Source organism: Nocardioides flavus (ex Wang et al. 2016) (assembly GCF_014653115.1).
GTDB lineage: Bacteria > Actinomycetota > Actinomycetes > Propionibacteriales > Nocardioidaceae > Nocardioides > Nocardioides flavus.
Genome location: NZ_BNAD01000022.1, coordinates 17418 through 44175, shown reverse-complemented (window position 1 = coordinate 44175; position 26758 = coordinate 17418). Strand labels below are relative to the sequence as shown.

The window sequence follows — 26758 nt, the reverse complement described above, 5'->3', positions numbered from 1 at the left end:
GCCTGCGGCAACCCCGCCATGTACGCCCGCTCAATCACCAACCGCTGATCCGCGGTCAACCTCACACCCGGCACGCGCCGCAACCTCTCACTCACGATCGAGTTGCAACAACCGGTTGAGTTCGCCGACACTGACCATGGCTGTGGATGCTTGGTGGCCCACGACTTTTCGAGGGTCTCGATACGCCCGCTCGTCCCTCGCGGGCTACTCGACCACCGAGCCCGCTGGTTGAGGAGGTCGCGCAGCGACCGTCACGAAACCAGGTCAGTGGTCTCGTGACGCGACTTCGTCGCTCCTCGACCGGCGGGGGCGGGGGGTCTCGTGACGCGACTTCGTCGCTCCTCGATCAGCGAGCCCGGTGGTTGAGGAGGTCGCGCAGCGACCGTCACGAAACCGGGTCAAGGGTCTCGTGACGGGACTTCGTCCCTCCTGACCAGCGGGGCGGAGGTCTCGTGGTCGGGCTCGTCCCTCCTTGATCGTCGCGGGATGGATAACCATGCGACGGCAACCCTCGGGGCTTGCGAGAATCCTCCCGTGGGACATGTGGACGTCGCCGGAGTGCGCTACGAGCTGCCGGACGGGCGGGTGCTGCTCGACGACGTGAGCTTCCGCGTCGGAGACGGCCAGAAGGTCGCGCTCGTCGGCGCGAACGGGGCCGGGAAGACCACCCTGCTGCGGATCGTGACGGGCGACCTCACCCCGCACGCCGGTGTCGTCACGCGCTCCGGGGGGCTCGGCGTGATGCGCCAGTTCGTCGGGCACGGTGGCGGCGACGAGACCGTCCACGACCTGCTGCTGTCCGTCGCCCCCGAGCCCGTCCGCGCCGCTGCCGCGGCCGTCGACGCCGCCGAGCTCGCGCTCATGGACGTCGACGACGAGCGGACGCAGATGGCGTACGCGACGGCGCTCTCGGACTACGCCGACGCCGGCGGCTACGACGTCGAGGTCACGTGGGACGTGTGCACGACCGCCTCGATGGGGCTGCCGTTCGACCGCGCCCGCCACCGGCTCCTGAGCACGCTGTCGGGCGGCGAGCAGAAGCGGCTCGTGCTGGAGTACCTCCTCCGCGGCCCCGACCAGGTCCTGCTGCTCGACGAGCCCGACAACTACCTCGACGTCCCGGGCAAGATCTGGCTCGAGGGGCGGATCCGCGAGTCGGCCAAGACGATCCTGTTCATCAGCCACGACCGCGAGCTGCTCGACCACACCGCGACCCGCATCGTCACCGTCGAGCTCGGCAGCGCGGGCAACCTGGTGTGGACCCACCCCGGTGGCTTCGCCAGCTATCACGAGGCACGCAAGGACCGGTTCGAGCGCTTCGAGGAGATGCGGCGCCGCTGGGACGAGGAGCACGCGAAGCTCAAGGCGCTCGTGCTCCGCCTCAAGATCAAGGCGGAGTACAACGACGGAATGTCCTCGCAGTACAAGGCGGCCCAGACGCGGCTCAAGAAGTTCGAGGACGCCGGCCCGCCGACCGAGCAGCCCCGCGAGCAGCAGGTGACCATGCGCCTCAAGGGCGGCCGCACCGGGAAGCGGGCGGTGGTCTGCGAGGACCTTGAGCTCACCGGGCTGATGCGGCCCTTCGACCTCGAGGTCTGGTACGGCGAGCGGGTGGCCGTGCTGGGCTCCAACGGGTCCGGCAAGTCGCACTTCCTGCGGCTCCTCGCGGCCGGCGGCAGCGACCCCGACGTCGAGCACCGTCCCGTCGGCGATCCTCCCGCTCCCGTGCCGCACACGGGCAGCGCCAAGCTGGGCGCACGCGTACGGCCCGGCTGGTTCGTGCAGACGCACGAGCACCCCGAGCTGCGGGGGCGGACCCTGCTGGAGATCCTGCACCGCGGCGACGGCACACCCGACGGGCGCGCCGGCATGGGCCGCGAGGCCGCCAGCCGGGTGCTCGACCGCTACGAGCTCGCGCACGCCGGCGAGCAGACCTTCGAGTCGCTGAGCGGCGGGCAACAGGCGCGCTTCCAGATCCTGCTGCTCGAGCTCTCCGGCGCGACGCTGCTGCTGCTCGACGAGCCGACGGACAACCTCGACGTGCAGTCGGCCGAGGCGTTGGAGGCCGGGCTCGAGGCCTTCGAGGGCACCGTGCTGGCGGTCACGCACGACCGGTGGTTCGCACGCGGCTTCGACCGCTTCCTGGTCTACGGCGCCGACGGCGAGGTCTACGAGTCCGACGGACCGGTGTGGGACGAGGGGCGGGTGGCACGCGCGCGATGAGCTCGACAGGCGCGCTCGTGATCGTCGAGCTCGACCCGCACGACGACGCCACGTTCGCGGCGTGGCACGACGTCTACGCCACAGCCGAGCGGCACGACCTCGACGCGGCTGCGACCGTCTGGCAGGTCGAGGAGCTGCGGGCGATGATGCAGCACCCCGGCTCGTACGCCTGGTCGGGCGGGTGGGTCGGACGCCTGGACGGCGAGGTCGTCGCGTCCGGCTGGATGCGCACGCCGCTGCTCGACAACCCCGAGCTCGCCGAGGCCGCGGTGCACGTGCTGCCCGGCCACCGCCGTCGTGGGCTCGGCACGGCGATGCTCGACGTCGTGGAGTCAGCCGCCGCGGCCCGGGGGCGACGCGTGGTGAACGGTCTGGTCGGCTGGCCCTCGTCCGTCGCGTCCGACGGGAGGGGAGCGTCCGGTCCCTCCTTCGCCAGGGCCCGCGGCTACGAGCTCGCCCTCACCGAGGTGCAGAGCGAGCTGCGGCTCCCGGTGGACGAGCAGGTGCTGGCCGGCTTGGCCGACGAGGCGGCGCGCGCCCACCCGGCGTACACGCTGCGCTCGTGGGTCGGCCCGGTGCCCGACGACCTGGTCGAGGGTTGGGCCGAGCTGACGTCGAGCCTGGCGACCGAGGCGCCGATCGGCGAGCTCGGCCTCGAGCCGGAGGTGGTGAGCGTCGAGGTGGTGCGCGAGCGAGAGGCGGGCATCGCCCGGCAGGGACGCACGAAGTACAACACCGTCGCGCTCTCGGCCTCGGGCGAGATGGTCGCCTACACCGACCTCGCCACGACGGTCCACGAGCCGGGCCGGGCCTACCAGTGGGGCACGCTCGTCCGACGGGCGCACCGCGGCCACCGCCTCGGGCTCGCGGTCAAGGTCGCCAACCTGCGGCTGCTCCAGCACGAGCGGCCCGACGTCGTGCGCCTGACCACCTACAACGCCGACGTCAACACCCACATGCTCGGCGTCAACCAGGCGCTGGGCTTCCGTCCGGTGGCGTGGCTCGGCGACTTCCAGAAGCGGCTGGGCTGACGCGACCGCACTGCGAGGCAGGCCCATCGGCCCTCCAGGGCAAGGCCGAAGGGCGCTGGTGTGCAGCATCGGGCCCGCCGAGACTGGGCGGGACCGGGATGGACGCCGGCGCGGGAGGAGGCCTGCGATGGAACACCTGACCCCCTTGGCGACCGCCTTCCTCGACGCGGAGGACGTGGACCCCAGGGCGTCGCTGGCGATCGGGTCGATGGCCGTCTTCGAGGGGCCGGCGCCCTCCTTCGAGGAGTTCCTCGCGCACATCGCCGGGCGTCTCCCGCTGATCCCGCGCTACCGGCAGAAGCTGGCGACCGTCCCGTTCGACCTCTCTGCGCCGGCGTGGGTGGACGACCCCGACTTCGACATCCGGTGGCACGTGCGCAACACCGCCCTGCCCGCGCCGGGAGGAGCCGAGGAGATCGGCCGGCTGATGAGCCGGGTGATGTCACGACGCATGGACCGTGACCGTCCGCTGTGGGAGTACTGGTTCTGCGAAGGTCTCGCCGACGGACGCTGGGGCCTGCTGTCCAAGCTGCACCACAGCGTCGCCGACGGCGTGTCCGGCACGGACATCTACCAGCTGGTGCTCGACCCGACCCCGACCCCGCGTCCTCCCGTCCCGGACGACTGGACGCCGGAAGAGCCCCCGTCGAGGGCCGTCGCGGCGGCGAGCGCCGCAGGGGCACTCGCGACGTCGCCCGTCGTGCTCGCCCGGGCCGCGGTCGCCGCGCTCGCCGATCCGAGGCGACTCGCACGCACCGTCGTCGAGACGGCCCGCGGCCTGCTGACGATGGTCCCGGCGCTGCGCCCGGTCGACCACACCTCGCTGACCGGTCCCCTGGAGGGGAGCCGGCGCTACACCTGGACGGACGTCTCGCTCGACGACGTCCGCGTGGTCAGGAAACGCTGGGGCGTCACGGTCAACGACGTCGCCCTCGCCGCGGTGAGCGGCGGGTTCCGGACGCTGCTGGTCTCGCGCGGCGAGGAGCCCGGCGCCCATGCCCTGCGCTCCCTCGTCCCCGTCTCGACCCGCGAGCCCGGCGCCGAGTCGATCCCCGACAACCGCGTCTCGCTGATGCTGCCCTACCTCCCGGTCGAGCTCGCCGACCCCGTCGAGCGGCTGTCGGCCGTGCGCGACCGGATCCGCGACCTGCGCGAGGGGCGCGAGCCCGAGGCGGTCGGCAGCGTCACCGCGGCTGCGGAGCTGGCCCCGTTCCCCCCGGTCGCGTGGGCGATCCGGCTCGGCCTGCGGCTGCCGCAGCGGCACATCGCCACGGTGACGACCAACGTCCCGGGGCCGCGTACGACGCTGTACGCGCTCGGACGCGAGGCGCACGCGCTGCTGCCCTACGTCCCCATCGCGGACCGGGTGCGGATCGGGGTGGCGATCTTCTCCTACCGCGACACGCTCACCTTCGGCCTCACCGGCGACTACGACACCGCACCCGATCTGCAGGTGCTCGCCGACGGCATCGCCGCGTCCCTCGCCGACCTCGTCGCAGCGGCGTCACGGTGACCGCGTCAGCTGTCGCGGCAGCGCCTCCCAGATCGTCTCGGCGAGCGCGGCGTGCCCGGCGACCGAGAGGTGGTTGTGGTCCGCCCCCAGCAGGTCCGGGGTGACGCGCATCGTCCCCGCGGCACCGCGGTCGGTCCAGCACCGTGGGGTCCGCCGACAGGTCTCGGACATCGCGTCGTAGTAGAGCCGCGAGATGCGACGGATGCCCTCGACACCTGCGGCACGCACGCGACCCCTGCCGTCGAAGAGGTCGCACGGCCCGCTCCCGGTGTTGCCCAGGACGAGGCCCTCGACGTCCGACACGGCCCGCGCCCAGGCGTCGGGCGTGCCCCACTGGTCGACCACGAAGATCGCGACGGACTCGTTGCCGCTCCTGATGGTGCGGACCAGCTCCTCGAACTTCCGCGCGAACCGGCGGGCGTTGGTCGGGTCGCTGCCGTCGCAGCGCATGTCGCCGTCGATGGCCTGCACCAGCACGACGTCCGGCAGCGGACCGTCCACGGTGGAGAGCGCGGCGGCCTGTCCGAGCAGGCGGTCGATGTCGGCGCCGTTGGCGGACAGGTTGTAGTTGTGGCCCTCGAGGGCAGGGTGGTCCTCCAGCAGGCGGAGGTAGATGCTGTCGACCTCGGGGTTGTCGCCAGTGGCCCAGGAGTTGGCGCCGACGCTCTCCAGTGGCGAGTCGGGGTCGGACGCCACGCCGGTGGCCCCGGAGTGCCCGAGCACCGCGATGGCGTCCAGCTCGTCCGTGGCAGTGGGCGACGCCGACGGGGTCTCGCTCGCGCTGGTCGTCGTGGTCGGGGGCGTGCCGGGCTCGCCGGACCGGGTGTCGTCGCTCGTGCACCCGGCCAGGACCACGAGGAGCAGGGCCGCCGCCCACCTTCTGGGCACCTGACGAGCCTAGGAGCGAGTCCCTCTCCGGCGCACCACCCAGGATGGGTACGCACCTGCGTGCCCGGACGCGTCGACGGCCCCGGCCCCGTCGTACGCGGGGTCGGGGCCGTCGTCGTCTCGCTCAGCTGCCGGGCACGCCGTTCTCGGGGGGCGAGTCGTCGGCCTGGCCGGAGTCGTCCGCGGTGATCTCGGCGTCGCCGATGTCGGTCACGAGCACCTCGGTGAGCGGCTCGCCCACGCCGCCCTCGAGCTCGACGATGCGCATGCCGGAGATGCCCATGTGGCTGTCCGCGCTGTAGCGGAACGGCGCGAGCTGGGGCCCCTCCCACTCGGTGCCGCCCTCCTCGATGGCCGCGACCAGCCCCTCGCGGGTGAGGTCCTCGCCGGCTGCCTCGAGCGCCTGCACGAAGGCATAGGCCTGCGACATGCCGTAGATGCGGTAGTTGGTGAGCTCGCCGTCACCGCCCTGCTCGTCCCACACCTGCTGCCACAGCTGCACCCACGGGTCGTCGGTGCTGTCGATGCCGGGGATGTACTCGGTCGTCATCACGCCGTCGAGCGCGGCGGAGCTGCCGGCCACGGCGCCTTCGGAGAAGCGCTCGAGCAGCGAGCCGACCAGTGCCGGGTCGGAGCCGATGTTGGCGTAGAACCACTGCGGCTCGTAGCCCGTCTTGAGCGCCACGAGCTGGCTCAGTGCGGTGTAGGACGGGGTGTTGAACGCCAGCACGAGGTCGGCCTTCTTGGCCTGGAGACCGGAGATCTGCGGGGCCACGTCGGTGTTGCCGGAGGTGTAGCGCTCGACCGCGACGATCTGGTCGTCGACGTACTGGCGCACGCCCTTCTCGGCGTCCTCGCCCAGGTCGTCGTCCTGGAGGAAGAGGCCCACCCTGGCGTCGGGCATGTTCTCGGCGACCCACTGGCCGATGATCTTGCCCTCCGACTCGTAGTCGGGCTGCCAGCCGAAGGTCAGCGGGCGGTTGTCCACGTCGTCGCCCCACTGCAGCGAGCCGGAGGAGACCATGAGCTGGGGGACGCCCTCGTCGTTGAGGTAGTCGGCCACCGACGCCTGGGTGGGGGTGCCGAGCGAGCCGACGGTGGCGAAGACCTCGTCCTTGAGGACCAGCTCGTTGGTGACGGTGCTGGTGGTGGTCGGGTTGTAGCCGTCGTCCTTGACGATGTACTCGATCTGGCGCCCGTGCACCCCGCCCTGGGCGTTGACGTGGTCGAAGTAGGCCTTCGCGCCCGTGGGGATCTCGGAGTAGCCCGGGGCCGCGACGCCGGTGAGGGGGAAGGAGCCGCCGATGGTCACGGTGTCGTCGGTGACGCCCGGATCGGCAGGGGCGCCGCCGCCCCCGTCGGAGCCGTCCCGGCCGCCCGCACCGCAGGCCGTCAGGGCGAGGGTCGTGGCGAGTGCGGTGAGCAAGGGGACGCCACCCCGGATGTGTCTCGTCATGCTGCTGTTCCCTTCGGTGTGGTGGTGGGTGATGTCGTACGACGCCGCGCCCTGCCGCGCAGCGCAGCGCTGCGCAGCGACCCGACGATGCCGGTGGGAGCGAGCAGGATGACCAGGACCATGACGAGGCCGTAGACCAGCGGCGCCAGCTCCGCGGCCTGGATGTCGCTGAGGCCGGCGCTGCGGCCGGCGTCGGTGACCACGCTCGGCAGGAAGGTCAGCAACGCTGCGCCGATGAGCGCACCGGCGAGGCTCCCGAGGCCGCCGAGGACGATCGCGGCGAGCAGGGTGAGGCTGAGGGTCAGGGTGAAGGCGCTCGGAGCCGCCAGCTTGACCGTGAAGGCCAGGATGGCACCGGCCGCACCGGCCGCGGCGGCGCTCACCATGAAGGCCGAGACGCGGGCGCGGCCCAGGTCGATGCCGGCCAGCTCCGCGGACACCTCGTCGTCACGTACCGCTCGCCAGCGCCGTCCGGTCCGGCCGGCGCTGAGGTTGGCGAGCAGCACGAAGACGACGATCAGCGTCAGCCACCCGATGTACGCGGTGAAGCGCGAGCGGGTGAGGTCCTGCCCGGTCACGAAGAACACCGCGTCGAGCACCCACACCGGGATGTCGGGCATCACCACGCGGATGCCCTGCTCGCCACCGAAGGTCTCCTTGAAGTAGAGCGCGATGCCCGGCACCGCGACCGCCAGCGCCAGCGTCGCGCCGGCGAGGTAGGGACCGTGCAGGCGGGCCGCCGCCAGCCCGACGACGGCACCGACGACGAGGGTGACCGCCGTCGCCGCGAGGACCACCAGGGTCAGCGGCACGGAGGCGTCGCGGTCCGGCAGCAGGAGCGCCGAGGTGTAGGCGCCGATGGCCATCAGTGCGCCGTGCCCCAGCGACAGCTGGCCGTTGATGCCGGTGAGGACCGTCAGTCCACCTGCGGCGATCCCGAGGTAGGCCATCGAGGCGAGCTGGGTGTTGCGGTAGTCGGAGACGCTCTCGACGACCACGACCACCACCAGGAGGCCGACCAGGGCCAGGAGCAGGTGCCGGGCGAGGACGTGCTGGCGCAGCGAGGCGATCCGGTCGCGCATCAGACCCTCCGCTCCGGAGCCTGGGCGAAGAGGCCGCCGGGTCGCAGGGTGAGGACGAGCATCAGGATCACCAGCGCCGCCAGGGCGACGAGCTGGCTGCCGACGTAGCCGCTCACGAAGCTCAGCGAGAGGCCCAGGACGAGCCCGCCGACCACCGCACCCAGCGGGCTGTCGAGCCCCCCGAGCACGGCTGCGACGAAGCCGAAGACCACGACCGAGTCCATGTAGGACGGGTGGACGAGGCTGCCACCGGCGATCAGGAGCCCGGCGAGCGAGCCGACCAGCGAGGCCAGCGCCCAGCCGAGGGTGAGCATCGACCCGACCTTGACGCCGAGCAGCCGGGCGACCTCCTGGTTGAACGCCGACGCCCGCATCCGCAGCCCGACGTCGGTGAAGCGGAAGAGCGCGACGAGCAGGGCCATCACCAGCAGCACCGAGACGATGGTGAAGATTCCGAAGCCGTTGAGGGCGATGGTGGTGCCGCCGACGCTCAGCCCCTCGAGGCCGAAGGGTGCGGGGAAGGACCGGTAGCGGTTGCCGAAGACCACCGCGGCGAGGCCGTGCAGGACGATGAACAGCCCGAGCGTGAGGATCACCGCGTTGATCTCCGCCTTGCCCTCGACCGGCCGGACGACCACCCGCTCGAGGACGGCGCCGAGCACCAGCCCCGAGAGCAGCGCGGCCACGAAGCCGAGCCAGTAGCTGAAGCCGGCGTCGATCACGACGAGCGCGACGAAGGTGGTGGTCATCGCCATCGGGGCCTGGGCGAAGTTGACGATCCGGGTCGAGCGCCAGATCAGCACCAGCGCGAGGGCGAACGCGGCGTAGACCATCCCCAGGGTCAGGCCGGTGAGGGCGGTGTTCAAGAACTGCTGCACAGGTGGGCTCCTGGTCGGGGGTCAGAATCCGAGGTAGGCGTGGCGGAGCTGGTCGTCCCCGGCCAGCTCGTCGGCGGGGGCGTCGGCGACCACGCGGCCGAGGTTGAGGACCACGCCGTGGTCGGCGACGGACAGGGCGCTGCGGGCGTTCTGCTCGACCAGCAGCACGCTGAGCCCGTCCTCGCGCACGAGGGTGCGGACCAACCCGAAGATCTGGGCGACGATCCGCGGGGCCAGCCCGAGCGACGGCTCGTCGAGCAGCAGCATCGTCGGGCGGGCCATCAGGGCTCGCCCGATGACGAGCATCTGCCGCTCGCCGCCGGACAGGGTGCTGGCCAGCGCGGCCCGGCGGTCGCCGAGCACAGGGAAGAGGTCGTTGACGCGGGACAGGTCCGCCGACGACACGCGGCCGCCGCGGCCCAGCCCGCCGAGGCGGAGGTTCTCCTCAACGGTCAGCTCCGTGATGACCCCGCGTCCCTCGGGGACGTGGGCCAGGCCCAGGCGCGGCATCCTCTCCGCGGCGACCGTCTCCAGGCGGGTGCCGTCGAAGTCGATCGCGCCGCTGCGGGCCCGGTGGAGTCCGGAGACGGTGCGCAGCAGGGTGGTCTTGCCGGCGCCGTTGGCGCCCAGCACGGCGGTGATCTCGCCCCGGCGCGCGGTCAGCGAGACGTCCTCCAGCGCGGTGATCGGCCCGTAGCCGGCGCAGAGGGAGGTGAGGGTCAGCATCAGTGCACGTCCTCGCCGAGGTAGGCCGCGAGCACCGCGGGGTCGTTGCGGACCTCATCGGGGGTCCCGTGGGCGATGACCTTGCCGAAGTCGAGGACGGTGATCTCGTCGCAGACCCGCATCACCAGGTCCATGTGGTGCTCGACGAGCAGCACCGACATCCGCGCCGTGAGGGCGCGCACCAGGTCGCCGAGCTCGTCCATCTCACCGGCCGACAGCCCGCTGGCAGGCTCGTCGAGGAGCAGGAGGTCGGGCTCGGAGACCAGTGCCCGGGCCAGCGCCACCCGCTTGCGGATGGGGTACGGCAGGCTCGGCGGGAACCGGTCGGCGTAGGACGCGACACCGAGGTCGTCGAGCACGCGGAGGGCCCGGTCGCGCAGCGCGCGCTCGTCGGCGCCGGCGCGGGGCAGGGCCAGCAGGGACCCGAGGAATCCCGAGCGGGCGTGGTGGTCGGCGCCGACCATGACGTTGTCGAGCACGGTCATCCGGTCGAAGAGGCCGAGCCCCTGGAGCGTGCGCGCCATCCCGAGGCCGGGGAGGTCGCGCGGGCGCAGGCGCTCGACCCGCTCGCCCCGCCGTACGACGTGGCCGCTGTCGGGCTGCACGAAGCCGCAGGCGACGTTGAACAGGGTGGTCTTGCCGGCGCCGTTGGGGCCGATCACCCCGTGCACCTGGTGGGGGCCGACCGCGAGGCCGACGTCCTGGAGGGCGGTGAGCCCGCCGAACCTGACGGTGATGCCGCTGAGCTCGAGTTCGGTCACGAGTCCGTCTGACCTCCGGGTCCGAGATGTGATGCGCACCACTCTGGCCACCATGGGCGTGGAGCACATTGGGCGGACCGCACAAGATCCGCGCCCGATTCGCCCTTCGTGCTGGCGTTGTGTGTGCGCGCAGTGCGACGGTGGTCACGTGACTCGGGTCGACGACGGTGTGCGCGCAGGCATCGACCCCGATCTCGCTCCCGATCCGGTGGCCCGTGCCTGGCGGCTCGTGCTCCACCGCGCCGACGAGATCGCGGACGTGATCTCGTCGCGTCTCCTGGCCAAGGACATCGACGCCTACCGCACCATCAGCCCGCACCTGCCCGACGACGTGCGGCACAGCTGCCGCGAGCACATCCGCCGTGGTCTGCACACCCTCTCCGGGGTCGGCAGCGACACCGCCCCCGCGGTGGAGCTGTGGCGCGAGACCGGGCGTCGCCGGGCGCGCCAGGGCGTCCCGCTGGAGCTGGTCCTCAACGCCTACACGATGGGTGCACGGGTCCTGTGGGAGGCGCTGACCGAGACGGCCACGACCCACGAGCACGTCCCGGACGCCGACCTGCTCGGTGCGGCGCGGGGGGTGTGGGCCAACCTCGACGTGCAGAACGCCGTGCTCATCGAGGCCTACCACCGCGAGCGGGACCGCGTGCAGCGCCGCGACCAGCAGCGCCAGCAGACCGTCCTCGACGGGCTGGTCGACGGTCGGGGCGGCGACCCGACGTTCGCCGCGAACGCGCGTACGGCGCTCGGGGTGGGCGCCGGCGACGCGGTGGCGTGCGTCGTGGTGCTGCCCGGCGGCGCGGTCGGACCCGGCGGTGCGGGCGTGGAGGGTGCCGACCTGGTCGGGCCCGTCGAGGACCGGCTCGACCGCCAGGGCCTCGTCTCGCACTGGCACGTGCGCTCGGGCGTCGCGTACGGGCTGGTCTCCGGCACCCTGCCCGACGAGGCGCTGCTCGTGGCGCTCCTCGCACCGGTGGCGGACGGTCGCGTCGCGGTGGCGGGCAGCGCCGGCGGGATCGCGGGCTTCGGAACCGCCTTCCACCTGGCGCTCCGCGCCGCCGAGACGCTGTCGTACGGGGAGCGCGGCGTGGTCGGGGTCACCGACCGTCTGCCCGAGGTGCTCCTCGCCGGCGACTCACACGTGACGCCGCTGCTGGTCGCGGAGGCGTTCGGCGAGCTCCTGGAGCACCCGCAGGCCGAGACCCTGGTGACCACGCTGCGCGCCCTGCTGGCACACGACGGCTCACCGACGCACGCCGCCGCGGAGCTCTTCTGCCACCGCAACACGGTGATCTACCGGATGAAGCAGATCGAGCGCCTCACCGGGCGCAGCCTGGCCGACCCGCGCGACAAGGTGCTGCTGTGGCTCGCCGTGACGGCGCGTGCCGCCGCGGAGCCGGTCAGACGAACGCGTTGACGCCCGTCTCGGCCCGTCCGATGAGCAGCTTCTGGATCTGCGACGTGCCCTCGTACAACGTCATCACCCGCGCGTCGCGGAGGTACTTCGCCACGGGGTAGTCGTCGACGTAGCCGGCGCCGCCGTGCACCTGGATGGCGTTGTTGGCCGCGCGCACCGCCGCCTCCGAGGCGAACAGCTTGGCCTTGGACGCCGCCACGCCGTAGGGCTCGCCGCGGTCGACGAGGTCGGCGCAGCGCCACACCAGCAGCCGCGCGGCGTCGGCGTCGAGGGAGATGTCGGCGATGAGGTCCTGGACGAGCTGGAACGACGCGATCGGCCGACCGAACTGCGTGCGCTCGGTGGCGTAGGCCACCGCCGCCTCCAGACAGCCCTGCACGATGCCGACGCAGCCCGACGCCACCGCGAGCCGGCCCTTGTCGAGGGTGCCCATCGCGATCTTGAAGCCCTGCCCGACCTCGCCGAGCCGTGCCGAGTCGGGAACGCGCACGCCGTCGAGGAACAGCTCGGCCGTCGCCTGGCCGCGCAGCCCGAGCTTGCCCTTGATCTCCCGGGCCTCGAAGCCCGGGGCGTCGGTCGGGACGAGGAAGGCGGTGACCCCGCGGGGGCCGTCCGGGCTGGTGCGGGCGAAGACCAGCGCGACGTCGGCCCACGTGCCGTTGGTGATGAAGAGCTTCTGCCCGTGGAGCACCCAGTCGTCACCGTCGCGGGTGGCCCGCGAGGTGAGGTTGCCGGCGTCGGACCCGGTGTCGGGCTCGGTGAGCCCGAAGCAGCCGAGCTTGCTCGCGGTGGCCAGCTGCGGCAGCCACTCCTGCTTCTGCTCCTCGGTGCCGTGGAAGAGGATCGACTTGCCGACCAGCCCGCTGCTCACCGACACGATGCCGCGCAGCGCGGAGTCGGCCCGCCCGAGCTCCTCCATGGCGAGGGAGTAGGTGACGTAGTCGCCGCCCACGCCGCCGTACTCCTCGGGGATGGTGAGGCCGAAGAAGCCCAGCTCGGCCATCTTGGGCACGATCGCGAGGTCGACCGACTCGTCGTGGTCCCACTGCATGCGGTGCGGCACCGCCTCGCGCTCGAGGAAGTCACGGGCCAGGGCCCGGAAGGCCTCCTGCTCGGGGGTGAGGGAGAGGTCCATGTCAGCCGTGCCCCTTCATGACAGCGCCTCGACGAGGTCGTGGTCGGTGACCCGCGCGGAGAGCCGCGAGAGGTGGTGCAAGCCGTTGCCCAGCCACTGGTCGAGGACCTCGAGGTGCGCGGTGCCCACGCCCACGGCGTACTCGGCGGTCATCCCGATGCCCCCGTGGAGCTGGATGGCCTCCTGGCCGATGTGGCGTCCGGCGCGGCTGACCTGGAGGCCGGCGCGGTCGGCGGCGTCGGCCACGGCGTGGCGGTCACCTCCGGCGATCGTCATGGTCGCCCAGTCGACGACGCTGGTGGCGAGCTCGAGCGAGACGTACATGTCCGCGGCGCGGAACGTGAGCGCCTGGAAGGTGTTGAGGGTGACCCCGAACTGCTTGCGGCTCTTGAGGTAGTCGGTGGTCGCCCGCACCTGGCTCTCCATCACGCCCAGTGCCTGGTTGGCCCCCATGATGCGGGTCAGGTCGGCGATGGTGGCGACGCTGGCCCTCAGGTCGCGACCGGGCTCGCCCAGCGGCGTCGCGTCGCTCGCGTCGAAGCGCACCGACGCGGCCCGGGTCAGGTCGGCCGCGGCGTAGCCGGTCACGGCGGCGGCGCCCGACTCCACCAGGAAGACCCCCGTGCCGGCGTCGTCGGGGAGGGCTGCGGTCACGACGAGGACGTCGGCCGACTCGCCGCCGACGACCGGGTCGGCGACCCCGTCGAGGGTCCAGGCGTCCCCGGAGACCGAGGCGCGCACGCCGGCGGCGCCCGAGGCCCGTCCCGTGCCCGGTGCGGTGCCGGCCGCGGCGAGCACGAGCTCCCCGGCGCTGAGGCGACCCAGCAGGTCGGCCTTCTGCGCCGGCGTCCCGACCGCCGCGACGAGGCCGCCGGCGTGGACCACGCTCGCGAGGTAGGGCTCGGGGGCGAGCACGCGGCCCAGCTCCCGGCACACGATCCCGATCTCGACCGGGCCGGCGCCCACGCCGCCGTGCTCCTCGCTGAAGGGCAGCCCGAGCACGCCCATCTCGGCCAGCCGGCCCCAGAGGGCGCGGTCGAACCCGGGGTCCTCGGCCACCGTGCGGCGCCGCGAGTCGTGGTCGGCGTACGTCGTGGCGAGCAGGCCGCGCACGGCCTCGCGCAGTGCGAGCTGCTCGTCGTCGTAGGTGAAGTCCATGCCAGGTCCTCTCCGGTCTCCTCAGAGTCCCAGGATCGTGCGGCTGATGATCTGGCGCTGGACCTCGTTGGACCCGCCGTAGATCGAGGCCTTGCGGAGGTTGAGGTAGGTCGGGGCGGAGCGCCGGGCCCAGCCCTCCTGCGGGGAGTCGTCGCCCGCGCGGGCGGCGAGCGAGGCGGGACCGGCGAGGTCGAGCGCGAGCTCGCTCACCGCCTGCTGGAGCTCGGTGCCCCGCAGCTTGAGGACCGACGACGCCGGGTGTGGCTCGCCGCCGGCGGAGTGGGCCACGACGCGGAGCGCGGTGAGCTCCAGCGCCAGCAGGTCGTTCTCCAGCTCGGCCACACGGGCGCGCACCAGCGGGTCGTCCAGCTGGTCGGCCGCCGTGGTCTTGAGGGTCGCCAGCGCCCGCTTGGTGGCGCCGACGGGGGCGACGCCGACACGCTCGTTGCCGAGCAGGAACTTCGCGATCGTCCAGCCCTGGCCGGGCTCGCCGACCAGCAGGTCGCCCGGCACCCGCACGTCGGAGAACCACACCTCGTTGACCTCGTGCCCGCCGTCGATCAGCTCGATCGGCCGCACCTCGACCCCCGGGGTGGTCATGTCGATGAGCAGCATCGAGATGCCGGCCTGCTTCTTCACCTCCGGGTCGGTGCGCACGAGCGTGAAGATCCAGTCGCCGTGCTGGCCGAGCGTGGTCCACGTCTTCTGCCCGTTGACCACCCAGTCGTCGCCGTCGCGGACCGCGCTGGTGCGCAGGCTGGCGAGGTCGGAGCCCGCGTCGGGCTCGGAGAACCCCTGCGACCACCAGATGTCGAGGTTGGCCGTGGCGGGCAGGAAGCGCTCCTTCTGCGCCTGGCTGCCGAACTGTGCGATCACGGGTCCGATCATCGAGGCGTTGAAGGCGAGCGGGATCGGCACGCCGGCGCGCTGCATCTCCTCGTGCCACAGGTGGCGCTGCAGGTCGGTCCAGTCCTTCCCACCCCACTCGACCGGCCAGTGCGGCACCGCGAGCCCCGCCGCGTTGAGCACCTGCTGGCTCTCCACGATCTGGTCCTTGGTGAGGTGGCGGCCCTCGAGGACGGTGTCGCGGATCTGCTGGGAGACCTCGGTGGTGAAGAACGTCCGCATCTCCTCGCGGAACGCGGCGTCCTCGGCGGACAGCTCGAGCTGCATGGGACTCCTTCGGGATCGCGCCGGTGGGCCCGCCCATCATGGCGCGCGACACCACGCGCCGCGATGGGCGCTGCGCCCAGTGCCCGCTCCGGATCCGGGGCGTCAGCCGTCGGTGGCGTCGGAGTCGAGGGTCACCGTCGCCTCCTGCTCCTCCCCGGCGCGGGTCCACGTCACCTCGACCTGGTCGCCCGGGCGGTAGGAGCGGATCGTCGCGACGAGCGAGTCCGCCCCCGTGATCCGTCGTCCGTCGACCGAGGTGATCACGTCGTCGGGCTCGATGCCGGCCTCTGCTGCGGTCGAGCCTGGCGTGACCTCGACGATGCGGGCGCCGGCCTCGTCGTCGGCCACGCGGATGCCGAGGCGGGCGTGCGTGGGGGTCTCGCCGGCCGCCATCTGGTCGACGATCGGCATCACCTCGTCGATGGGGATCGCGAAGCCCAGGCCGATCGAGCCCGCGCCTCCTTGGCCGAAGGGCGTCTGCGAGGCGGCGGTGCGGATGGAGGAGTTGATGCCGACGACGGCGCCCGTCATGTCCACGAGCGGGCCGCCGGAGTTGCCGGGGTTGATCGCCGCGTCCGTCTGGATGGCGGGGTACGTCGTGGAGTTGCCCTCGTCGTCGGATCCGACGTTGACCGGCCGGTCGAGGGCGCTGACGATGCCGCTGGTGACGGTGGCGTCGAGGCCGAACGGCGACCCGATCGCGACGACGCCCTCGCCGACGCCGAGGTTGGCGGACTTGCCGATCGTGGCGGGCGTGAGGCCTGAGACGTCGGTGGCCTGGATGACCGCGGTGTCGGTGAGGGGGTCGGTGCCGAGGATCTCGGCCTCGGCGCTCGAGCCGTCGTCGAACGAGACGGTCAGGCTGCCGCCCGCCTCGGCGCCCTCGACGACGTGGTTGTTCGTGAGGATGGTGCCGTCGGCGGTGAGGACGATTCCGGAGCCCGACGCAGAGCCCCGCTGGCCGGTGACGTCGATCTTCACGACGCTCGGGAGGACCTTCTGGGCGACCGACTCGACCGAGCCGTCGGCGGCCGGCGCCTGCGTCTGCGACACCGTCGCCGTCGACACGGGGCTCTGGGAGGTGCCCGTCGAGTCACCCTGCGTCGCGTCCCACCACGCGGCGCCCCCGATGCCCGCCCCTCCGCCGACGAGCAGCGACGTCGCGACGACCGCGACGGCGAGGCCCGTGCGCCGATGCCGTGGAGGCGCGGCCGGCTGCTGGGGCTGTGCCGGGAAGGTCTGGGTGGGGGCCTGGTGGTAGCGGTCGCCGTACGGGGGGAGCTGTGGGTCGTTCATGTCCTCGACGATCCTCCGCGACCCTGTGGATGCCCTGAGAAGCCGCTGGGAAGGTGCAGAGACCTGGCCGGTCAGCGCGGCAGGTCGGGGAGGGCGATCCACTCCGCCCAGGTCAGGTCACGGCCCACGTAGCGGGGGTGCCGCAGCGGCCACGCCTCGGCGATCCACCGCGGCACGAGCTCGTCGAGCGCCGCCTCCAGCTCGGTCCCGACGCACTCGTCGACGACCCACCACGAGATCTCGGCGTCGGCCCCGGGCTTCTCGGGCGGGTCGATGTAGACGCACCCCAGCAGGGCCGTCTCGTCCGTGTCGAACAGGGCGTAGTTGAACGACTCGTGCGCCTGCGTCTCGGCCGCGTGCCGCGCCAGGTCGGCGCGGTCCTGCTCGTGGGTCATGTCCGCCGGTGGCCAGCCCCAGGCGTCGCCGTAGATGCTCCACAGGCGCTCGCGCGAGCCCATCACCGCGATCATGTCGAGGTCGGTGTCCTCCGCGCGGATCGGGCGCAGGTGGTGGCCGTACGGCACCTCGACGCGGGTCGGGTGGCGGAAGTCGGCGGGCAGCCAGGTGGGCGACGACATGGCGTCCTCTCGGGTGGTCATCCGGCGAGCGCCGTGTCGGCGGCGAGCCGGCGCAGCGCGGCGAGGCCGCGGCTGGTGTTGGACTTGACGGTGCCGGTCGAGCAGCCGAGCACCTCGGCGGTCTCGGCGACGCTGAGCTGCTCGTAGAAGCGCAGCGCCACCGTGGCCCGCTGTTGCGGGGGGAGCATGAGGACCAGGCCCCAGACCCCGCCCGTGCCCGGGTCCGGGTCGGGGTCGCTGGCGCCCACCCGGTCGGGCAGGACCGCCGAGGGCAGCTCGTCGCGCCGCCACGGCTGGCGGCGCCAGCTGACGTACTGGCGGGTGATGGTGCGCCGGACGTAGGCGTCCGCGGCCGCCCCCTCGCGGATGGAGTCCCACCGGGGGAGCACTCGCACGAGCGAGGCCTGGAGCAGGTCCTCGGCGGTGTGCGGGTCGCCGGCGACCGCTCGCGCCCACCGGAGCAGCGCGGGCCGGCGCTCGGCGACGTACGCCTCGAAGTCGACGACCCGCGCACCGGGTCCGGACGGCGCGGTCATCTCAGGACCCGCGCGGCGTGCGGAGCAGCCCGAGGGAGACGACGACCAGCCAGGCGGGTCCGGTCATGCCCGCCATGTACTGAAGGGGGCTGACCAGGAACAGCGCCGACAGGCCGCCGAGCACCAGGCTCGCCCAGCCGATCCACGGGGCGTAGGCGCCGTCACGTGCTGCCCGGAAGAGCGCGAGGCCGGCGAGGCCAGCGCCGCCCCACAGCCACGGGATCGTGCCGATCCAGTGGTTGAACAGGGCCGCACTCTCGGGCAGGACCAGGTCGGGGTCCTCGGCCAGGGCGAAGGCGAACTCGGTGGTCAGGCCCGCGCCCAGCAGCTGCGCGACGGCGACCAGTCCCAGGCCGGCCGCGGCGACGCCGGGCACCAGGCTGTCGGGTGCCGTGCGGGTGCGCAGCTGGTGGTGCAGGCCGACGGCGAAGAGGACCAGCAGGGCGCACGAGAGCATCGTCGCGGTGTGGAAGACGAGGATCTGGGGCACCTGCTCGGACAGGCGTCGGAGGATCGCCCCGGCGTCGCCGGAGACGTCCGGGTCGTAGACGGCGTCGACCGTCGCGCCGGCGATCCCGCCGACGATGGCGAGGACCCCCGCGCCCAGGCCGGCAAGGATCCAGCCGCGGCCAGGAGGTGCGCCGTCCGCGCCGGGTCCGGCGCCGGTGGTGGTCGGGTCGAGGGTGGTGCTCATGGCGGCTCCTGCGTCGGGTCTGGCGGTGGCGGCACGGGAGGGTGCCGTGGCACCACCCTCGGTCCCGGCGGCGCGACACACCACGGACACTGCGGGGACAGCGCAGGTGTGCGAGAGGTGTACGGGTGGGTCGGGCGGCGCCGCCAAGGCCGCCGTCAGGTGCGCAGCATCGCGGCGGCGGCGTCGGTGGCGGCCAGGCCGCGGCCGGTGTCGAGGGCGTCGTCGTAGCGGTCGGCCCCGAGGTGGGTGCGCGCCTCGGTCTCGGCGGACTCGATCGTGGCGGGGTCGGGGCGGTAGTAGCCGTAGCCGCGCGATCCGAGCGCCTCGCGGATCGCCTGGGCGGCGCCGAGCAGCAGCGGCACGCGGGCGTGCTGGCCGGATGCCGCCGCGAGGACCGCCCCGGCGTCGAGGAGGTAGGCGAGGTTGGCCTGGTCGCCGGTCTCGAGGGAGAGGCGCACCCCTTCCTGCAGGTGGCGGCGAGCGGCCGCGTGGTCGCCGCGGCCGAGCTCGACCTGGAACAGGTTGTAGAGCGCGATGTAGGAGGTCAGGCGGTCGTCGCGCCGTCGTGCGGACGCGAGTCCTGCCTCGACCAGCCGTACGGCCTCGTCGGCGTCGCCCTCCAGCAGCGCGACCGTGCCGAGCCAGATGTGGCTGAGCGCCCACGTCCACTCGACCTCGGGGCCGGCGGCCTCCGCGTGGCGCGCCGCGGTGCGGAACCGGTCGCGGGCGCCGGCCAGGTCGCCGTCGACGAGGGCGACCAGGCCCGTGCCCGCGATGCTGTTGGAGAGGATCTCGTCGATGTCGCCGGCGTGCTCACGTGACCGCTCCCACCACGCCGAGGCCGCGGCGACGTCGTCCATCGCGAACGCCATCGTGGCAGCGCCCAGGGCGGCGCGGGCGTGGACGTCCGGGGGCAGGGACCCGGGCTCGCGCAGCGCGCTCTCGGCGAATCGCCGGCCGTGCTCGTGGTGGCCGCGCAGCCACCAGTAGAGCCACAGCTCCCACGCCATCCGGGCGGGCGTCTCGACGTCGCCGGCGGCGAGCGAGCGCTCGGCGGCGGCGTCGAGGTTGGCCGTCTCGAGGTCGATCCGGGTGAGGGCGGCGACCTGTCCGCCGTTGCGATAGCTCGAGCTGTGGGCCTGGGCCACCGCAAGGTAGTGGGCGGCGTGCGCGCGGGCCGCGGCGTCCCACTCGCCCGCCTCGCGCAGCAGCTCGCGGGCGTACTGCGCCACTGGCTCCAGCAACCGGAAGCGGCCCGACTGCTCGGCGACGACGAGGGAGTGCTCGACCAGCGACTCCAGCGCGCTCACCACGTCGTACGCCGCCCCCGCCCGCTGGGCCACGGCCTCGAGGTCGGGCAGCGTCGTGCCACCGGCGAAGACGCCGAGCAGGCGCAGCAGCGACCGGGCGGAGGGGTCGAGCAGCCCGTTGCTCCAGTCGAGGGTGGCGCGCATGGTGCGCTGGCGCGGCGGCAGGTCCCGCGGTCCCGAGCGCAGCGCGCTGTCGAGGCGCTCCAGCAGCGCGCCCGGGTCGAGCAGCCGCGCCCGGGCGGCGGCGAGCTCGAGGGCCAGCGGCAGCCTCGGTCTCGCCCCGGACCCGCAGCGGTGCGCGGCTGGTGGCGAGGACCGTCAGGTCGGGGACCGACTCGACCAGCGCAGCCACTGCGGGGGCCGCGTCGAGGAGGTGCTCGAGGTTGTCGAGGACGAGGAGGCGGTGCTGGCCGCGCAGCCGGTCGACCACGTCGTCGAGGACCGGCCGCGTCGGGTCGCGAGTGGCATCCACGGCATCGGCGACCGCTGGCAGGACCTGGGCGGGCTCGAGGAGCGGCGCGAGCCCGACGAGGGCGACCCCGTCGGCGAAGCGGTCCCGCACGTGCGCCGCCACAGCCAGTGCCAGCCGCGTCTTGCCCACCCCGCCGGGGCCGCTGAGGGTGACGAGGCGACCGGCGCCGAGCAGGTCCGCCACCCGCGAGACGTCGTCGTCGCGGCCCACCAGCGGCGTCGCCGGGACGGGCAGGTCGCGGTGCCGTACGGCCGACGGCGCGGCCGCCTGCCGGGGCGAGCGGGCCGGGACGGCGGCGACGAGGCCGGCGCGCTGGTCCGCGCTGAGGTCGAGGGCGGTCGCGAGCGAGCGGAGCGTGTGCGGGTAGGGACGGGTGCGGGTGCCGCGCTCCAGGGCACTGATCGCGTGCGGGCTCAGGCCGGCCCGCTCGGCCAGCTCCTCCTGGGAGAGCCCCGCGTCCTCGCGCAGCGCGCGCAGCAGGGCACCGAGCGTGTGACCCCCACCCGTCCCCACGTCACCTCCGCGGCTGCCCGTCCGTCCTGCGTGCCCCGAGTAGGTCGGGAGTGTAGTGACGGGCCCGGACCGGCTGTAGGGCCCGAACGGGTGGTTCCCGGCGAGGTGGAACATCTTGCGACTCTTGCAAATTTTCCCAACGCGGACCTAGTGTGACGAGCGCCACCTCGGTCGATCGCGCCCGAGGGGTCTCGCACCGTCTCAGGAGCTCATCGTGCGCCGTTCGTCCTCCGCCGTCCTCGGCCTGGCCACCCTCGCCGCCCTGCTCGCGCCCCTCGCGCCCGCCCGCGCCGATCACCGCGCCGAGCCGCCGGCCACCGTCACCCTCGTCGGCAACCTCCAGGACGAGGTCGGGTGCGCGGACGACTGGTCGCCCGGGTGCGAGGCGTCCGGCCTCACCCGGCTGGACGACGGCTCGTGGGAGCTCGTCGCCGAGGTGCCGGCCGGGACCTACGAGTACAAGGTCGCGCTGGACGGCTCCTGGGCGGAGAACTACGGCGCCGGCGGCACCCTCGACGGCGCCAACCTGCCGCTGGTGCTCGAGCACGACGCGCGCCTGCGCTTCACCTACGACGACGCCTCCCACCGCGTCGCCGTCGCGCCGGCCGACCAGCCTGCCGCGGCGCCCACCGACGCGGACCGCGAGCTCGCCGGCACCTCGTTGCGGGGACCGCTGACGCGGGAGAACTTCTACTTCGTGATGGCCGACCGGTTCGCCAACGGCGACCCGACCAACGACGAGGGCGGCATCAGCGGCGACCGCCTGGCGACCGGGTTCGACCCGACCGACAAGGGCTTCTTCCACGGCGGCGACGTGCAAGGCCTCTCCGACCGTCTCGACTACATCGACGGGCTGGGCACGACCGCGATCTGGCTGACCCCGAGCTTCAAGAACCGACCGGTCCAGGGCACCGGGGACGACGTGAGTGCCGGCTACCACGGCTACTGGGTCACCGACTTCACCCAGATCGACCCGCACTTCGGCACCAACGCCGAGCTCGAGGCGTTCATCGACGAGGCCCACGCACGCGGCATCAAGGTCTTCTTCGACATCATCACCAACCACACCGCGGACGTCATCGACTACGAGGAGCAGCAGTACACCTACGTCCCGAAGTCCGAGGAGGCCTACCGCGACGCGACGGGCGCGGACTTCGACGACCGCGACTTCGTCGGCGCCTCCGACTTCCCCGAGCTCGACGCGGCCACGTCCTTCCCCTACACGCCGGTCTTCCGGACCGAGGCCGACGAGAGCGTCAAGGTCCCCGGGTGGCTCAACGACCCGACCAACTACCACAACCGCGGCGACTCGACCTTCGCCGGCGAGTCCTCGACCTACGGCGACTTCATCGGCCTCGACGACCTGTTCACCGAGAAGCCCGAGGTCGTCGACGGGATGACCGAGATCTACGAGGCCTGGGTGGACCTCGGCATCGACGGCTTCCGGATCGACACCGCCAAGCACGTCAACATGGAGTTCTGGCAGGAGTTCGCCCCTGCGATCCGCGAGCACGCCGCGTCCGTCGGCAACGACGACTTCTTCGCCTTCGGCGAGGTCTACGACTCGAACCCGGCCTACCTGTCGACGTTCAGCACCGAGGGGCGCCTCGACGCCACGCTCGACTTCGGCTTCCAGGACGTCGGCACCGGCTTCGCCAAGGGCGCCGCCACCACGCGCCTGCGCGACTTCTACGCCGCCGACGACTGGTACACCGACGCCGACTCCAACGCGTACGCCTCACCCACCTTCCTCGGCAACCACGACATGGGCCGGATCGGCACCTTCCTCGAGGGCACCGACTCGGTGCTCGAGCGCTCGCGCCTCGCGCACACCCTGATGTACCTCACCCGCGGCCAGCCGGTCGTCTACTACGGCGACGAGCAGGGCTTCGTCGGCGACGCCGGCGACAAGGACGCCCGCGAGGACATGTTCCCGAGCCGGGTCGAGTCCTACAACGACAACGACCTGATCGGCACCGACGCCACGACCGCCGACGCCAACTACGACACCCGGCATCCGCTCTACCGCACGATCCGTGACCTCGCGGCGCTGCGCGAGACCTACCCGGCGCTCGCCGACGGCGCCCAGCTGCACCGCTACGCCTCCGGCGCCGCCGGTGTGTACGCCTTCAGCCGCATCGACGCCACCGAGCGCCGCGAGCACCTCGTCGCGGTCAACAACGCCACCACGGCGAAGACCGTGACGGTCGGCACCGAGATGCGCCGCAGCACCTTCTCCCGCGTCTGGCCGGCGGGCCGGGAGTCGCTGCGCACCGACGCGGAGGGCCGTACGACGATCACCGTCCCGCCGCTGTCGGCGGTGGTGTGGCGCGCTCGGGGCACGCTCGCCGAGCGCGACGAGGCCCCCGCGATCCACCTCGAGAAGCCGTCGGCCGGCGGCACCGTGGGCGGGCGCGCACCCATCACCGTCGCCGTCCCCGACGGGGGCTTCAACCAGGTCACCGTCGCGTGGCGCCGCGCGGGCGCGTCCGGGTGGACGCCGCTCGGCACCGACGACAACGCCCCCTACCGTGTCTTCCACGACGTGCGGTCGTTGCCGCAGGGCACCCTCGTCGAGTACCGCGCGGTGCTGCGCGACAGCAGCGGCAACCTCTCCGTCACGTCCTCCTGGGCGAGCGTGGGCGACCCCGAGTCGGAGCCGACGCCGGGCGGTGGCGGCGACGGTGGTCCCGTCACGCAGCCGGGCGCGGTGTCGGTGCCCGGCAGCCACAACTCCGAGATGGGCTGCGCCGGTGACTGGGACCCCGCCTGCCCCGAGGCCCAGATGGCGCTCGACGCCGACGACCTGGTGTGGCGCAAGACGGTGACCCTCCCCGAGGGCGGCTACGAGTACAAGGCCGCGATCGACGGGACGTGGGACGAGAACTACGGCGCGGGCGGTGCCCGCGGCGGCTCCAACATCCCCCTCGACGTCCCTGCCGGCGGGTCCACGGTGACGTTCTACTACGAGCACGGGTCGCACTGGATCACCAGCGACGCCGAGGGGCCGATCATCACCCTGGCCGGCGACATGCAGTCCGAGCTCGGCTGCGCAGGTGACTGGCAGCCCGACTGCATGCGCGGGTGGCTCAAGGACCTCGACGGCGACGGCACCTACACCTTCACCGGCACCCTGCCGGCCGGCAGCTACGAGACCAAGGTGGCCCACGGGCTGTCGTGGGCCGAGAACTACGGCGCCGACGGCGCGAGGGACGGCGCCAACATCGGCTTCGACGTCCCCGCGGGAGGGGTGCAGGTGGTCTTCACTTACGACGTGAGCACCCACCGCCTCGAGATCTCGACGCGCAGCGCCGGCGCCGCCCCCGACCTCACGAAGGCGCGGGCACACTGGCTGCGCCGCGACCTCGTCGCCTGGGACGTCAGCGAGCCGCAGTCACGCCGCTTCCGCCTGCACTGGTCGCAGGCCGGCGACCTGGCCGTCGACGCCGAGGCCGTCACCGGGGGCTCGAGCGCCCCGCTGACCCACGACCCGGCCGGGCTTCCAGAGGACGTGCTGGCCGACTTCCCGCACCTCGAGGGCTACGAGGCCTTCCGCCTCGACCGGGCGACCGCGCGGCGCGTGCCCGAGATCCTCACCGGCCAGCTCGCCGTCGCGTCGTACGACGCGGGTGGGACGTTGCACGACGCCACCGGAGTGCAGGTGCCCGGCGTGCTCGACGACGTGTACGCCGACGCGGCCGACGCCGACCTCGGCGTCACCTGGCGCGGCGGCAGGCCGACGCTGGCGCTCTGGGCGCCCACGGCGCAGGACGTCTCGGCGACGGTCGCCGGCCGTACGGTCCCGATGACCCGCCGCCGCGACGGCACCTGGACGGCGTCCGGGCCGGCGTCGTGGCGCAACGCGCGCTACACCTACGACGTCACGGTCTTCTCGCCGGCGGCCGGGGAGGTCGTCACCAACACGGTGACCGATCCCTACGCGGTGGCCCTCACCACCAACTCGCAGGCCGCCGTCATCGCCGACCTCGGCGACCCGTCGCTCGCTCCCGAAGGCTGGGCGGGCACGCGTGCGCCCGCGGTCGACCAGCCCGAGGACCGCGCGGTCTACGAGCTGCACGTCCGCGACTTCTCCATCGGCGACGAGACCGTCCCGGCGGCCGAGCGCGGCACCTACCTCGCGTTCACCCGCGAGGGGAGTGCCGGCATGCGGCACCTGCGTCGCCTCGCCGACGCCGGCCTCAACACCGTGCACCTGCTGCCGGCCTTCGACATCGCGACCATCGAGGAGCGGCGCTCGGCGCAGCAGGCGCCGGCGTGCGACCTCGAGTCCCTCCCGCCGGACTCCTCGCGCCAGCAGGAGTGCGTCGACGCGGTCCGGTCGAAGGACGGCTTCAACTGGGGCTACGACCCGCTGCACTACACCGCGCCGGAGGGCTCGTACGCCACAGATCCCGACGGCACCCGCCGCACGGTGGAGTTCCGCCGGATGGTGCAGGGCCTCCACGGCGCCGGGCTCCAGGTGGTGATGGACGTCGTCTACAACCACACCGCGGCCAGCGGGCAGGACCCCAAGTCGGTCCTGGACCGGATCGTCCCCGGCTACTACCACCGGCTCAACGCCTCCGGCGCCGTCGAGAACTCGACGTGCTGCGCCAACACCGCCACCGAGCACCGGATGATGGAGAAGCTGATGATCGACTCCGTGCTCACGTGGGCACGGGACTACCGCGTCGACGGCTTCCGGTTCGACCTGATGGGCCACCACTCGCTGGAGAACATGACGCGACTGCGTTCGGCCCTCGACGGGCTCACCCTCCGCGAGGACGGCGTGGACGGGACAGCGATCTACCTCTACGGGGAGGGCTGGAACTTCGGCGAGGTCGCCGACGACGCCCGCTTCACCCAGGCCACCCAGCTCAACCTGGCCGGCTCCGGCATCGGCTCGTTCAGCGACCGGCTGCGCGACGCCGTGCGTGGCGGCGGCCCGTTCGACGAGGACCCGCGGGTGCAGGGCTTCGGCTCGGGCCTGTTCACCGACCCCAACGGGGCGCCCGTCAACGGCACGGCCGAGGAGCAGCGCGAGCAGCTTCTGCACCTGCAGGACCTGGTCAAGCTCGGCCTGGCCGGCAACCTCGCCGACTTCCGCTTCCGGTCCTCGACCGGCGAGGAGGTGCGCGGCGCCGAGGTCGACTACAACGGGCAGCCGGCCGGCTACGCCGCCGACCCCGGCGAGACCGTGACCTACGTCGACGCCCACGACAACGAGACCCTCTTCGACTCGCTCGCCCTCAAGCTCCCGGCCGGCACGTCGATGGACGACCGCGTACGGATGAACACCGTGTCGCTGTCGACGGTGGCGCTCTCGCAGGGCGTCGTGTTCTGGCACGCCGGCACGGACCTGCTGCGCTCCAAGAGCCTGGACCGCAACTCCTACGACTCCGGCGACTGGTTCAACCGGGTCGACTGGCAGCGCCGCGAGAACACGTTCGGCTCAGGCCTCCCGCCGCGCGCGGACAACGAGTCCAAGTGGGACTACATGCGGCCGCTGCTGGCCGACGCCGCCCTCGAGCCCACGCCGGCGGCGATGGACGAGGCGCACGCCCGCGCGCTCGACCTGCTGCGGATCCGCTCGTCGTCACCCCTGTTCCGCCTCGGCAGCCTCGAGGCGATCCAGGCCAAGGTGTCCTTCCTCGACGCCGGGCCCGGGGTGGTGGCGATGCTCGTCGACGACACGGCCGGCACGGACGCCGACCCGGACCGCGACGGCGTGCTGGTCGTGATCAACGCCGGCAGCACCGACGCCACCGTCACGGGCACCGGGGACGGCTGGACGCTCCACGACGTCCAGGCCTCCGGCAGCGACGCGGTGGTCAAGGGCAGCACGGTCGTCTCCGACGCCGTGACCGTCCCGCCGCGCACCACGGCGGTCTTCGAGCGCTGACACGTCCACCACGCAC

At 73.0% G+C, this 26758-nt stretch carries 19 protein-coding genes and 1 pseudogene; 5 read left to right on the top strand and 15 right to left on the bottom strand.

The features are described 5' to 3' along the window. Window positions 1-534: 534 nt before the first annotated feature. The 3 genes from IE200_RS19760 to IE200_RS19750 all read left to right on the top strand — a co-directional run bounded on the left by IE200_RS19760 (window position 535) and on the right by IE200_RS19750 (window position 4767). Window positions 535-2223: an ABC-F family ATP-binding cassette domain-containing protein gene (locus tag IE200_RS19760; RefSeq protein WP_191281205.1), complete on the top strand. Its 1689-nt coding sequence runs from the start codon at window positions 535-537 to the stop codon at window positions 2221-2223. Beyond that, entirely contained in the window at window positions 2220-3254 is a 1035-nt protein-coding gene (locus tag IE200_RS19755) for a GNAT family N-acetyltransferase (RefSeq protein ID WP_191281204.1), read from the top strand. Before IE200_RS19760 ends, IE200_RS19755 begins: the two co-directional genes overlap by 4 nt. Before the next feature lie 127 nt (window positions 3255-3381). Beyond that, a complete protein-coding gene (locus tag IE200_RS19750; protein WP_191281203.1) occupies window positions 3382-4767 on the top strand; it encodes a wax ester/triacylglycerol synthase family O-acyltransferase in 1386 nt (461 codons plus the stop codon). Here IE200_RS19750 and IE200_RS19745 read toward each other — a convergent pair. The 6 genes from IE200_RS19745 to IE200_RS19720 all read right to left on the bottom strand — a co-directional run bounded on the left by IE200_RS19745 (window position 4759) and on the right by IE200_RS19720 (window position 10558). Next, entirely contained in the window at window positions 4759-5655 is an 897-nt protein-coding gene (locus tag IE200_RS19745) for an SGNH/GDSL hydrolase family protein (RefSeq protein ID WP_191281202.1), read from the bottom strand. The genes IE200_RS19750 and IE200_RS19745 overlap by 9 nt on opposite strands. Window positions 5656-5779: 124 nt before the next feature. Next, on the bottom strand, window positions 5780-7111 hold the full coding sequence (locus tag IE200_RS19740; RefSeq protein WP_191281201.1) for an ABC transporter substrate-binding protein: 1332 nt from the start codon (window positions 7109-7111) through the stop codon (window positions 5780-5782). After that, the gene (locus IE200_RS19735) at window positions 7108-8193 is read right to left on the bottom strand and encodes a branched-chain amino acid ABC transporter permease (protein ID WP_191281200.1); all 1086 of its coding nucleotides are present in this window, start codon (window positions 8191-8193) and stop codon (window positions 7108-7110) included. Before IE200_RS19735 ends, IE200_RS19740 begins: the two co-directional genes overlap by 4 nt. Then, window positions 8193-9071, bottom strand: coding sequence for a branched-chain amino acid ABC transporter permease (locus tag IE200_RS19730; protein WP_191281199.1), 879 nt, complete (start codon window positions 9069-9071; stop codon window positions 8193-8195). The genes IE200_RS19735 and IE200_RS19730 overlap by 1 nt, the downstream gene beginning before the upstream one ends. Window positions 9072-9092: 21 nt before the next feature. Further along, entirely contained in the window at window positions 9093-9797 is a 705-nt protein-coding gene (locus tag IE200_RS19725) for an ABC transporter ATP-binding protein (RefSeq protein WP_191281198.1), read from the bottom strand. Continuing rightward, window positions 9797-10558 carry an ABC transporter ATP-binding protein gene (locus IE200_RS19720; RefSeq protein ID WP_229856865.1) on the bottom strand — a complete coding sequence of 254 codons (762 nt, stop codon included), beginning with the start codon at window positions 10556-10558 and terminating at the stop codon, window positions 9797-9799. The genes IE200_RS19725 and IE200_RS19720 overlap by 1 nt, the downstream gene beginning before the upstream one ends. Before the next feature lie 148 nt (window positions 10559-10706). Here IE200_RS19720 and IE200_RS19715 point away from each other — a divergent pair, with 148 nt between their 5' ends. Continuing rightward, window positions 10707-11975, top strand: coding sequence for a helix-turn-helix domain-containing protein (locus IE200_RS19715; RefSeq protein WP_191281196.1), 1269 nt, complete (start codon window positions 10707-10709; stop codon window positions 11973-11975). Here the strand turns inward: IE200_RS19715 and IE200_RS19710 are convergent. From IE200_RS19710 to IE200_RS21255, 9 genes and pseudogenes are all read right to left on the bottom strand, one after another. Continuing rightward, window positions 11959-13110: an acyl-CoA dehydrogenase family protein gene (locus tag IE200_RS19710; protein WP_191281195.1), complete on the bottom strand. Its 1152-nt coding sequence runs from the start codon at window positions 13108-13110 to the stop codon at window positions 11959-11961. The two genes, IE200_RS19715 and IE200_RS19710, sit on opposite strands and share 17 nt — an antisense overlap. A gap of 15 nt (window positions 13111-13125) precedes the next feature. Then, a complete protein-coding gene (locus tag IE200_RS19705) occupies window positions 13126-14268 on the bottom strand; it encodes an acyl-CoA dehydrogenase family protein (protein WP_191281194.1) in 1143 nt (380 codons plus the stop codon). A gap of 21 nt (window positions 14269-14289) precedes the next feature. Further along, the gene (locus IE200_RS19700; RefSeq protein WP_191281193.1) at window positions 14290-15441 is read right to left on the bottom strand and encodes an acyl-CoA dehydrogenase family protein; all 1152 of its coding nucleotides are present in this window, start codon (window positions 15439-15441) and stop codon (window positions 14290-14292) included. A 102-nt stretch (window positions 15442-15543) separates the two neighbouring features. Next, entirely contained in the window at window positions 15544-16737 is a 1194-nt protein-coding gene (locus IE200_RS19695) for a S1C family serine protease (protein WP_191281192.1), read from the bottom strand. A gap of 71 nt (window positions 16738-16808) precedes the next feature. Further along, window positions 16809-17336: a GNAT family N-acetyltransferase gene (locus IE200_RS19690; protein ID WP_229856863.1), complete on the bottom strand. Its 528-nt coding sequence runs from the start codon at window positions 17334-17336 to the stop codon at window positions 16809-16811. Beyond that, on the bottom strand, window positions 17333-17851 hold the full coding sequence (locus IE200_RS19685; RefSeq protein WP_191281191.1) for a SigE family RNA polymerase sigma factor: 519 nt from the start codon (window positions 17849-17851) through the stop codon (window positions 17333-17335). The genes IE200_RS19690 and IE200_RS19685 overlap by 4 nt, the downstream gene beginning before the upstream one ends. 1 nt (window position 17852) lies before the next feature. Further along, window positions 17853-18545 (bottom strand): hypothetical protein, encoded by a 693-nt coding sequence (locus IE200_RS19680; RefSeq protein ID WP_191281190.1) that lies wholly within the window; start codon window positions 18543-18545, stop codon window positions 17853-17855. 155 nt (window positions 18546-18700) lie between these two features. Beyond that, on the bottom strand, window positions 18701-19999 hold the full coding sequence (locus IE200_RS19675; protein WP_191281189.1) for an ATP-binding protein: 1299 nt from the start codon (window positions 19997-19999) through the stop codon (window positions 18701-18703). A 256-nt stretch (window positions 20000-20255) separates the two neighbouring features. Further along, a pseudogene (locus IE200_RS21255) lies at window positions 20256-20954 on the bottom strand (helix-turn-helix domain-containing protein); the annotation flags it as partial. 100 nt (window positions 20955-21054) lie between these two features. On the opposite strand from IE200_RS21255, the gene pulA reads away from it, so the two are divergent. Next, on the top strand, window positions 21055-26742 hold the full coding sequence (pulA, locus tag IE200_RS19665) for a pullulanase-type alpha-1,6-glucosidase (RefSeq protein WP_229856859.1): 5688 nt from the start codon (window positions 21055-21057) through the stop codon (window positions 26740-26742). Window positions 26743-26758: the final 16 nt, after the last annotated feature.